At 61.5% G+C, this 10,766-nt stretch carries 10 protein-coding genes; 4 read left to right on the forward strand and 6 right to left on the reverse strand.

What is annotated here, in order from left to right; genetic code table 11:
- The 3 genes from cyoA to KFO72_RS32655 form a co-directional block, all read right to left on the reverse strand.
- Complete coding sequence (gene cyoA, locus KFO72_RS32645) at nt 1–900, reverse strand: ubiquinol oxidase subunit II (RefSeq protein ID WP_054932620.1); 900 nt, start codon at nt 898–900, stop codon at nt 1–3.
- A 298-nt stretch (nt 901–1,198) separates the two neighbouring features.
- Nucleotides 1,199–1,402, reverse strand: coding sequence for a hypothetical protein (locus tag KFO72_RS32650; RefSeq protein WP_060603637.1), 204 nt, complete (start codon nt 1,400–1,402; stop codon nt 1,199–1,201).
- A 9-nt stretch (nt 1,403–1,411) separates the two neighbouring features.
- The gene (locus KFO72_RS32655; RefSeq protein WP_054932622.1) at nt 1,412–1,810 is read right to left on the reverse strand and encodes a DUF3597 domain-containing protein; all 399 of its coding nucleotides are present in this window, start codon (nt 1,808–1,810) and stop codon (nt 1,412–1,414) included.
- Between the two features lie 297 nt (nt 1,811–2,107).
- On the opposite strand from KFO72_RS32655, the gene KFO72_RS32660 reads away from it, so the two are divergent.
- Together KFO72_RS32660 and KFO72_RS32665 are read left to right on the forward strand one after the other, a co-directional pair.
- The gene (locus KFO72_RS32660) at nt 2,108–2,608 is read left to right on the forward strand and encodes an OmpA family protein (RefSeq protein ID WP_054932630.1); all 501 of its coding nucleotides are present in this window, start codon (nt 2,108–2,110) and stop codon (nt 2,606–2,608) included.
- Between the two features lie 231 nt (nt 2,609–2,839).
- On the forward strand, nt 2,840–3,304 hold the full coding sequence (locus tag KFO72_RS32665; RefSeq protein ID WP_263627926.1) for a septal ring lytic transglycosylase RlpA family protein: 465 nt from the start codon (nt 2,840–2,842) through the stop codon (nt 3,302–3,304).
- A gap of 411 nt (nt 3,305–3,715) precedes the next feature.
- Here KFO72_RS32665 and KFO72_RS32670 read toward each other — a convergent pair whose 3' ends face one another.
- Nucleotides 3,716–4,858, reverse strand: a complete 1,143-nt coding sequence (locus KFO72_RS32670; protein ID WP_060606885.1) for a branched-chain amino acid ABC transporter substrate-binding protein — start codon at nt 4,856–4,858, stop codon at nt 3,716–3,718.
- 297 nt (nt 4,859–5,155) lie between these two features.
- Here KFO72_RS32670 and KFO72_RS32675 point away from each other — a divergent pair, with 297 nt between their 5' ends.
- The gene (locus KFO72_RS32675; protein WP_054932626.1) at nt 5,156–5,431 is read left to right on the forward strand and encodes a hypothetical protein; all 276 of its coding nucleotides are present in this window, start codon (nt 5,156–5,158) and stop codon (nt 5,429–5,431) included.
- 74 nt (nt 5,432–5,505) lie between these two features.
- Here the strand turns inward: KFO72_RS32675 and ahpF are convergent, their stop codons facing one another.
- The gene (gene ahpF, locus KFO72_RS32680) at nt 5,506–7,098 is read right to left on the reverse strand and encodes an alkyl hydroperoxide reductase subunit F (RefSeq protein WP_225033842.1); all 1,593 of its coding nucleotides are present in this window, start codon (nt 7,096–7,098) and stop codon (nt 5,506–5,508) included.
- A gap of 192 nt (nt 7,099–7,290) precedes the next feature.
- Nucleotides 7,291–7,854, reverse strand: coding sequence for an alkyl hydroperoxide reductase subunit C (gene ahpC / locus KFO72_RS32685; protein ID WP_054932628.1), 564 nt, complete (start codon nt 7,852–7,854; stop codon nt 7,291–7,293).
- 230 nt (nt 7,855–8,084) lie between these two features.
- On the opposite strand from ahpC, the gene KFO72_RS32690 reads away from it, so the two are divergent.
- On the forward strand, nt 8,085–10,472 hold the full coding sequence (locus tag KFO72_RS32690) for a DNA polymerase II (protein WP_054932629.1): 2,388 nt from the start codon (nt 8,085–8,087) through the stop codon (nt 10,470–10,472).
- The last annotated feature ends 294 nt before the right edge of the window (nt 10,473–10,766 follow it).

Here is a 10,766-nt window from a genome sequence, read left to right on the forward strand (position 1 = left end):
TTACTCCTTCGAAGTGTTCGTGATGCAGTTGGCGTCACGGAAATCGACGACATGCCCGCTGTTGTATTTCGCGATGACGTTGCGGAACAGCTTCGGGTCGACCGCGGAGAAATAGCGCACCGGGTCTTTCTCGCTCGGCTTCGCCACCGCGTAGTACCCGTCCATGTCGAGCCGTTCCGGCGACGCCTTCACCTTCTGCACCCAGGCGTTGAAATCGGCGGCGCTCACGGCGAGCGTGCGGAACTTCATATCCGAGAAGCCCTTGCCGCTGAAATTCGCCGACACGCCTGCGTAGTCGCCCGGTTCATCTGCGACCAGATGCACACGCGTCTGCATGCCCGCCATCGCGTAAACCTGCGTGCCGAGTTGCGGGATGAAGAACGAGTTCATCACCGAATCCGACGTGATGTGGAAATTGACGGGCGTGCCGACGGGCATCGCCAGCTGGTTCACCGACGCGATGCCGAGATCGGGATAAATGAACAGCCACTTCCAGTCGAGCGCCACGACTTCGACGTCGATCGGCTTCACGCTGGATTCGAGCGGCTTGTACGGATCGAGCTCGTGCGTGGTCCGCCATGTCAGGATGCCGAGGTACAGGATGATCAGCGCAGGGATCGTCCACACCACGACTTCGATTGCAGTTGAGTGCGCCCACTTCGGCGCGTACACCGCGCTTTTGTTCGACGCGCGGTAGCGCCACGCAAAAAGCAACGTCAACAGAATGACAGGCACGACGACGAGCAGCATCGCCCACGTCGCTGTCGCGATCAGCGACTTCTCGGCGACGCCGACGCTGCCCTTCGGGTCGAGCACTTCAAGTTGACATCCCGTGAGAAACGCGGTCAGACCGATGCTGACCGGTAAGAGACAAGCTCTTAAGGTTTTTCTGGCTAACATGTTTGCCCAATAATCGTTGAACCACGCTGAACACGTGTGGGGTTTGCAAGGCAAAGCGCACAAGGTCCTATGTGCCCCGCGATTCTATGGACGCACGGCGTTTGAAATCCTGATCCGCGTCAAGGACGCGGCACGAAGGACGGTGATAGATGTGCGACCGGATGTCACACGGTCTGGAACTGGCGGGTGCTTTAGTTTTTCTTCTGTCCGCACGCTCGCCGTTGCTGCAAGGAAGCTGTCAGGCGAGTCTGTCGACGAGCCGCCCGATCGCCGAATGGATGCGGGCGGCTAATGTGAATTACGCTTGCTCCGCCTGTTCGCTGTCGCCTGCGCCGTCTTGCGTCTTGCGCTCGATCAGTGCCTCGAGCGCGCCAGCGCCCTTGAAGCCAGCGACTGCCGCCATGCCCTTCGTCAACAACGACGCATTCGGGTCCGCCTTCTCCAGTGCTTCGACGGCTGCAGCCGCGCCGGCTATCTCGCCCAGTGTGCCGGGAATGCTCATGTCGGCTCCTTAGCTCGCCAGGTCGGCGGGCAGCTTGCCGCCATTCGCGGCGAGCGCCGTCATCAGCTGCTTGTGCAGCCAGATGTTCATCGAAGCCGAATCGTTCGTGTCGCCGCCGTACTTCAATTCACCCGCCAGTTGCCTGCGATGCTCCAGGCTGCTGTCGACGTCGAGCAGCTTCATCAGATCGACGATCGAACGACGCCAGTCGAGTTTTTGCGGGTTCGCCGCCGCCAGCTGGTCCATCACGGCCGCGACGTCGACGTCCGCCAGCGCCGTCGAGACAGGCGCGACGGGCGCGCCAGCCGATGCGTCCGCAGGAGCCGGGGCGATGGGTTCGGCGGGCAGGGGCTCAGCCGGTTTGGCCTTGCCGAAAATCTTGCTGACGATGCTTCCGAAGATGCTCATGTTGCGGGTCCTTCCTTTTCAAGTGGATAACGAGAGACTGCACAACGCCGTCCGCCTTCAGGTGCCTGAACTCGCGGGCGACGCTGTTTCCGACCAACGCCATTTGATCCGAACTGTCGACCTTTGCGTGCTGTCGGACGCAAGTTTTCACGTTTGTTCTCACTTCGGTGCGTCCGCGCGACAACTCCGTGTCAAATTTTGAAAAACTTTGCATGCCTTATCAACGTTCCGCTCTATTTGATGAAAAATCCCGGTCTGACTCGGTTTTTCCTTTTCTCCAACAAGGCCATCAAGATCATGAAAAAACTGTTGACCGTCGCAGCCTGCGCCCTCTCCCTGTCGATGCTCGCCGCGTGCGGCGGGCTCGACCGCAACAAGGAAGAGGCGCTGAACCAGCAAGCCGGGATCGAAGTAACGCAGACCAAGGAAGGCGTGCAGGTTCGTCTGCCTGAGAAGGTCCTGTTCAACTTCAACGAATCGAGCTTGCGTCCTGACGCGGGCCCCGCTATTGCCCGCGTGGTGGTCGTGCTGAGCCGCACGCAAAAGCCAATGATCGTCGAAGGCCATACGGATAACGTCGGTACGCGTGAATACAACCAGCAGTTGTCCGAAGCGCGCGCGAAATCGGTTGCGAATGAACTGGAGCGCCGCGGTATCAGCGCGTCGCGCATCACACTGGTCGGCTACGCGTTCGATCGCCCCGTGGCGGACAACGACACGCCCGAAGGCCGTGCGCGAAACCGGCGTACCGAGATTGTCGTCAAGGGCGAATCCCTCGAAGCCGTGATGGGCAAGTAACCGTTCGTCGTACTGGGTCAGGTGTCGTTCGACGGCGCCTGACTGCCGCGGGATCGGCGTTGCGCGCATGTAGAGATTTGTCAAAACGCCGCCGTGGCTGTTGCATGCGGTCAACCCGAACTTTTTGAGACCGTTAGACCTGCTTCTTTTGCTAACTCATGGTCTGTCGTGTCAACCGTTCGTCTTTTTGGATTACTAGGAATTTTCGGATTATTTGCCGGTTGCGCGCAGATGCCGTCCGAGCATCAGGCTTCGAGCACGACAGGCATCGTGTCGACGCCCATCGCACCCGTCGACGCCGACAGCGTGTCGGATAACGCCCCGGCCCAAGCTCAGATCGTCGCGCTGCGGCCAGCCCGCGACGCGCTGCAAACGGGCCAAGCATCATGGTATGCGCGCAAGTTCGAAGGGCGCCGCACCGCCAATGGCGAACGTTACAACGGCCAAGCGTTGACGGCTGCGCATCGTACGTTGCCGTTCGGCACTTATGTGCGCGTGACGTCGCTGTCCACTGCGAAGACGGTGGTAGTTCGCATCAACGATCGCGGCCCGTTCGTGAAGGGACGCGTCATCGACTTGTCCTATGCGGCGGCGAGTGCACTCGGCCTGACGCGAGCACCGTCGATGAACGTGCAGATCGAACGCGTCGAAAAGCAGGCAGACACGCGAACGGCATCCGGTGGATCGGAATCTTGAACCGGGAGACGGCGATAGCTCATGCACACGCGTCGAGAAGGAAGAAAACCGGCGTAGTCGCGCGGCATATCGCAATGGCCACGTGCATCGTCGTCTGGTGTGCTTCCGACGCTTTCTCCGCACAACTCAAGCCCGATACGCTCCTGGCAGAGAGCGCAGCGCACCGCCCGGCGACGCAGACGCTCAAAAAGCCCAAAGCGGCCCAAAAGGCGTCAAAGCCCTCGCACAAAACCCGCCGTAGAGCGAAAGCGGCTCACCGCCCAGACGTGTTTTACCGCTGGTCCGACGAACAGTTGATGTTGGGCGGCGTCAGCCCATCTCAAATCGGCAAACGCGACGTGGCCGCAAACGGTAAGCAGACAAGCAAAGGCGCGGCCTCAGCAAGATAGACGCCGCGCCCGTCACCCGGTCTCAAATAGAACCGCCGCCGTACCTCACGACATCAAGCAGCGCCTTCTTCCTGTCCTGATAGTGATATAGGCTGATCGCGCCTTCCTTCATGTCGCCATGCGCGTCGAAAGCGATATGTCCGATCACGCCGTTGTAGTCGGACGTCGGCATCGCGGCAAGCACCTTCGCGGCGTCAGTGGTGTTGGCCCGCTTCATTGCATCGACGACCAGATACACAGCGTCGTAGGCGAACGGAGCGTTGAAGAGAATCGGACCGTTGAAACGCGCCTCGAAGCGCTTTTCGAACTCGGCACCCTGCGGCATTCGCGATACCGCAAGACTTGCTTCGGAACAAACGAGATTGCTCACGGCGTCGCCCGCAAGCTCCGCTACTTTTTCCGTGCACGCTCCGTCGCCGCTCAGAACTTTCGCGCTCAAGCCAAGCGCCGCCGCTTGACGAATGAACGGGCCGACCGTCGAATCCATCCCCCCGAACATGATGACATCCGGATGCGCGCTCTTGATGGAGGTGAGAATGGCGCGGAAGTCGGTGGACTTGTCGGTCGTGGCCTCGCGCGCGACGACGCGCCCGCCGCCCGCCTGCGCCGCCTTCGCGAACTCGTCGGCGAGGCCTTTGCCGTAGGCGGTTGCATCGTCGACGACGGCAATGGTCCTGGCGTTCAACGACTTGAGCGCATAACCGCCGAGCGCGGGCCCTTGCTGCGCATCCGTCGCGACCACGCGATACGCGCTTCTGTAACCCTGTTTTGTGTACTCGGGATTGGTCGACGACGGCGAAATCTCCGCGATGTTCGCCTCGTTATAGATGCGCGACGCGGGAATCGACACGCCCGAGTTCAGGTGGCCGATCACCGCGACGACATGCTCGTCGACGAACTTCTGCGCGATCTGCGTGCCCGTCTTTGGATCGGCCGCGTCGTCTTCGCCGTCGAGTTCGAGACGCACCTTCTGCCCGGCGATCACGAGTCCCGTCTCGTTGATTTCCTCCACGGCGAGCCGCGCGCCGTTCTCGTTGTCCTTGCCGAGATGGCTGCTGCCGCCCGTGAGCGGCCCCGCGTGACCGATCGTCACCACCTGCTCCGCGGCACCGCCGTTGCGTTGCGCGGCCTCGTGCGATGGCGGCTCTTTCTTGCCACACCCCATCAGCGCCAAGCTGGTCAGCGAGACACCGACCACGGTCAGTTTTGCCAGATTGTTCACGGCTTTCTCCTCCATGATTGTTTGAGCTTCAATCCACCGTCATTCGATTCGCATTCCGAATGGATAGTCAAAAACGGTAGCACAGAGGAAACGTCTGGATTGTAAAGATTGGTCAAGCGAATTTGACGATTTGCGGCACTTTCCTTGACACACTTTGACGCGTCACACGGGCATTCCAATGGACAATCCCATGCGCGCGAAGCGCATTGAACTCACCAATCAACCGGAATCAAAACAACCATGAACAGAATTTCTGCCGCTGTGCTCGTTTCGCTGCTGGCCGTTGCAGGCGTCGCCTCGGCGCAAACTTCCAGCGACGGCATCGTGACGACCCACGACAGCAACGTCGCCGCCCAGATCGAGCAGCACGCTCGCGACATCCAGGCGCGGCCCGATACCCAGCACAACGTCGACGCTCCTGCCGAAAAGACTGCGCAGAAATCCGCGCACCAGCATCACGGCCACGGGAAGACGGCAAAATCGAAGCAGGCGCATACGCCCGCCGCCAGCCAGTAAGGGCGGCGCACAACGACAAACGGGCTAGCCGAAGCTAGCCCGTTTGCTTTTGCAGCGAACCCAACACCCGTCGATCAGGCCTCGGCCAGTTCCGCTGCCTGCGCGTCTTCGAGATCTTCGACGCTGGTGCGGATCAGATGATCGAACGCGGCCAGCGATGCCTTCGCGCCCTCGCCCACGGCGATCACGATCTGCTTGAACGGCACCGTGGTCACGTCGCCAGCGGCGAACACGCCCGGCACCGACGTCGCGCCCTTCGCATCGACGACGATCTCGCCGTGCTTCGACAGCTCGACCGTGCCCTTCAGCCATTCGGTGTTCGGCACCAGGCCGATCTGCACGAACACGCCTTCGAGCTCGACATGCTTCGACTCGCCCGACGCACGGTCCGTGTAGGTCAGACCGTTGACCTTCTTGCCGTCGCCCGTGATTTCCGTCGTCTGCGCCTGGGTGATGACCGTCACGTTAGCGAGGCTGCGCAGCTTGCGTTGCAGCACTTCGTCGGCGCGCAGTTGTGCGCCGAATTCGATCAGCGTCACGTGGCTCACGACACCCGCCAGATCGATCGCCGCTTCGACGCCCGAATTGCCGCCGCCGACCACCGCGACGCGCTTGCCCTTGAACAACGGGCCGTCGCAGTGCGGGCAGTACGCCACGCCATGGTTGCGGTACTCGCGCTCGCCCGGCACGTTGATCTCGCGCCAGCGCGCGCCCGTCGCCAGCACGATCGTCTTCGCCTTCAGCACTGCGCCGCTCGCGAGGCGCACTTCGTTGATCTTGCCGGGAATCAGCGCTTCCGCGCGCTGCACGTCCATCACATCGACTTCGTAGCTCTTCACGTGCTGCTCGAGCGCCGTGGCGAACTTCGGCCCTTCCGTTTCCTGCACGGAGACGAAGTTTTCGATTGCGAGCGTGTCGAGCACCTGGCCGCCGAAGCGTTCCGCGACCACACCCGTGGCAATCCCCTTGCGCGCCGAGTAGATCGCAGCCGCCGCGCCAGCAGGACCGCCGCCGACGATCAGCACGTCGAACACCGGCTTCTTCTCCAGTTCCTTCGCGGCGCGCGCACCGGCGTTGGTGTCGAGCTTCGCGAGGATTTCCTTCACGCCGCTGCGGCCCTGGCCGAACACTTCACCGTTCAGGAACATGGTCGGCACAGCCATGATCTGGCGTGACTCGACTTCGTTCTGGAACAGCGCGCCGTCGATCGCCACGTGCTGGATGCGCGGGTTGATCAGCGCCATGATGTTGAGCGCCTGCACGACTTCCGGGCAGTTCTGGCACGACAGCGAGAAATACGTCTCGAACGCGTAATCGCCGTCCAGTTCGCGGATCTGCTGGATCACGGCGTGGTCGAGCTTGATCGGGTGGCCGCCCGTTTGCAGCAGCGCCAGCACCAGCGACGTGAACTCATGACCCATCGGAATGCCTGCGAAGCGGATGCCCGCGGCCTTGCCCGGCTCGCCGATCGAAAAGGACGGCTTGCGCTCGTCGTCGCCGCGGCGCTCGATCACGCTGACGCGCTCCGACAGCGTCGCGATGTCGTTGAGCAGCGCGAGCATTTCCTGCGACTTCGCGCTGTCGTCGACAGAGGCGACGATCTCGATGGGACGGCTGACTTTCTCGAGGTAGGCTTTGAGTTGGGTCTTCAGATTCGCGTCGAGCATGATTTTTCGAGTCCGTGGCGAGATGGAGATGAGAGGTTCGATTCGCGCCATGCGTTACGACGAACGCGGCGCGTAAGGCAGTTCGCAAGGCTTGTGACCTTGCGGACTGCCTCACAACGGCGCCGCGCGAGGCGGCGCCGCTCAAGGCAGGGTTTGCAGCGGGTAGCGTGTGGCTTCTAGCGAGCCTGCGACTTAGATCTTGCCGATCAGGTCCAGCGACGGCGTCAGCGTTTCTGCGCCCGGCGTCCACTTGGCGGGGCAAACTTCACCCGGGTGTGCCGCGATGTATTGCGCAGCCTGCACCTTGCGCAGCAGTTCGCCAGCGTCACGGCCGATGCCGTTGTCGTGGATTTCGCACAGCTTGATCTCGCCTTCCGGGTTGATCACGAACGTGCCGCGCAGCGCCAGACCTTCTTCTTCGATCAGAACGTCGAAGTTGCGCGAGATTGCCAGCGTCGGATCGGCGATCATCGGGTACTTGATCTTTTCGATCGTGTCCGACGTGTCGTGCCATGCCTTGTGCGTGAAGTGCGTATCCGTCGACACGCTGTAGATTTCGACGCCGAGTTTCTTGAATTCGTCGTAACGGTCGGCCAGATCGCCCAATTCGGTCGGGCACACGAACGTGAAGTCGGCCGGATAGAACACGACGACGGACCATTTGCCCTTGAAGCTTTCGTCGGTGACGGTCACGAAATCGCCATTGTGGTATGCGGTGGCCTTGAACGGTTTGACCTGGCTGTTGATGATCGGCATCTGATGCGTCCTCTTCGGTTGAGTGGGTTTGGGTACTGCAATGGGATGGATTATGAAGAAGTCGCAGAATTTGATAAATTTGATTGTTGCGATGCACCCTATTTAAATTTCCTATCGACAGGCCAAAATCCTTATCAGACAAGGGAAAGCGCCCCAGGCGAGGCAATTCGCGCGCGGGTAGAATTGCCGAAAAAAGTGTCGGCCAGAGCGTTTTCAGCAGAGGTTTTCGTTTGAGTGAGCTTCAACAAGGGTTTCTTCTCACCCGTCATTGGCGCGATACGGCTGCCGGAACGGAGGTCGAGTTCTGGCTCGCGACCGACGGCGGTCCGCGCCATATCCGCCTGCGCCCGCAGCCCAACGTCGCGTTCATCCCCGCCGCGCACCGCGAGCGCGCGCAAGACATGCTGGTCCGGGAGAAGAACGCCCAGTCGCGCGGCGCCGAACTGCGCCCGCTCGATTTGTGCGACTTTCAGCATCGGCCGGTGCTGGGACTGTACTGCCCGCAATATCGGCAGCTGACCGCGCTCGACAAGCGGCTGAAGCAAGGCGGCGTCGACGTCTACGAAGCCGATGTCTTCCCGCCCGAGCGCTACATGATGGAGCGCTTCATCACTGCGCCCGTGCTGTTCGGCGGCGAAGCGAATCCTGACGGTCATGGCCCGTTGCTGAACGCCGACATGAAGCCCGCGAGCGGTTACCGTCCGAAGCTCAAGCTGGTGTCGCTCGATATCGAAACCAGCGCGCACGCCGAGTTGTATTCGATCGCGCTGGAAGGCTGCGGGCAGCGTCAGGTGTACATGCTCGGACCGCAAAACGGCGACGCGGCGGACCTCGACTTCGCGCTCGAGTATTGCGACACGCGGGCGCAGCTGATCGAGCGGCTGATCGGCTGGCTGGAGGCGCACGATCCCGACGCGATCATCGGCTGGAATGTCGTGCAGTTCGACCTGAAAGTGCTGCATGAGACCGCGCAGCAGTGCGGCGTGCCGCTGCGCATCGGGCGCGGCGGCGCGGTGATGGAGTGGCGCGAGCATGGCCTGAAGCAGAACCATTTCTTCGCGGGCGCGGCGGGGCGGCTGATCATCGACGGAATCGAGGCGCTGCGCTCGGCCACGTGGAGCTTTCCGTCGTTTAGCCTCGAATACGTCGCGCAGGCGGTGCTGGGCGAAGGCAAGTCGATCGACAACCCGTATCAGCGGATGGACGAGATCCAGCGCCGCTTCGACGAGGACAAGCCTGCGCTCGCCCGCTACAACCTGAAAGACTGCGAGCTCGTCACGCGCATCTTCGGCAAGACGGACCTGCTGTCGTTCCTGCTCGAACGCGCGACCGTTACGGGACTGCCTGCCGACCGCAGCGGCGGATCGGTGGCGGCGTTCACGCATCTATATATGCCGCGCATGCATCGGCTCGGCTACGTCGCGCCGAATCTGGGCGACGTAGCGGGCGCGGCCAGTCCTGGCGGCTTCGTGATGGACTCGAAGCCCGGTCTCTACGATTCCGTGCTGGTGCTCGACTACAAGAGCCTGTACCCGTCGATCATCCGTACGTTTCTGATCGATCCCGTCGGACTGGTCGATGGCGTGCGTCATCCCGACGACGCGCATTCCGTGCCCGGTTTCCTTGGCGCGCGCTTTTCGCGCGCGCGCCATTGCCTGCCGTCGATCGTCGCGCAGGTGTGGGAGGGGCGCGAAGCCGCGAAGCGCGAGCAGAACAAGCCGTTATCGCAGGCGCTGAAGATCATCATGAACGCGTTCTATGGCGTGCTTGGCTCGACGGGCTGCCGGTTCTTCGATCCGCGCCTGGCGTCGTCGATCACGATGCGCGGCCACGAGATCATGCACCGCACGCGTGAGCTGATCGAAGCGCGCGGGTATGCGGTGATCTACGGCGACACCGATTCGACGTTTGTGTGGCTGCGCCACGCGCATGACGAGGAAGACGCGGCGCGCATCGGACGAGAGCTGGTGAGCGGAATCAATGCCTGGTGGCGTGAGCATTTGCGCGAGCGTTTCGGGCTGGAGAGCGCGCTGGAACTGCAATTCGAGCGGCATTACAAGCGCTTTTTCATGCCGACCGTGCGCGGCGCTGAGGAAGGCAGCAAGAAGCGTTATGCGGGCTTGACCGTGCTTGCCGACGGCAGTGAAGAAGTCGTCTACAAAGGTCTCGAAACGGTGCGCACCGATTGGACACCGCTCGCGCAACGCTTTCAGCAGGAACTGTATCTGCGGATTTTCAAGCAGCAGCCGTATCGGGATTATGTGCGTGATTATGTGCGGCGCACGCTGGCGGGTGAGTTCGATGAACTGCTCGTGTATCGCAAGCGGCTGCGCCGGCCGTTGTCCGACTATGAGCGCAATGTGCCGCCGCATGTGCGTGCTGCGCGTTCCGCTGATGAGTTCAACCGGCAGCGCGGTCGGCCGCTGCAATATCAGAATGGCGGATGGATCAGTTATGTGATGACGGGCAGCGGGCCCGAGCCGCTTGAAACGCTGCGGTCGGATATTGACTATGGGCATTATCTGACGCGGCAGCTGCAGCCTGTGGCGGATGCGATTTTGCCTTTGCTGAAGGATGATTTTGTTACCCTGGCTTCGGGGCAGAAGCAGTTGTTCTGAGGTTTTGTTGTGTCTGCGACGCTGGGTGGTTTGGTTTTTTGATGGCGTTCCGCGATTTGGTATCGGGGGTTATGCGGCGCGGTTCGTGGGTTTTGATCTTTTTGTTGGTATCCGCGTTGCGTTGGCTTGCTTCACGCGTCGCCATTCGGTGTTTTTGGCCTTTGCGCTGGCATCCGCGAATTGTTAGCTCGCTTCACGCGTCGCCCCCGTGCGTTTGCTTTTGCGCTGGCATCCGCGTTGCGTTAGCGTGCTTCAGGCGTCGCCCCTGTGCGGGGCGGCACCTACTTTTCTTTG

The organism is Paraburkholderia sp. XV, from assembly GCF_020177535.1.
Classification (GTDB): domain Bacteria; phylum Pseudomonadota; class Gammaproteobacteria; order Burkholderiales; family Burkholderiaceae; genus Paraburkholderia; species Paraburkholderia caribensis.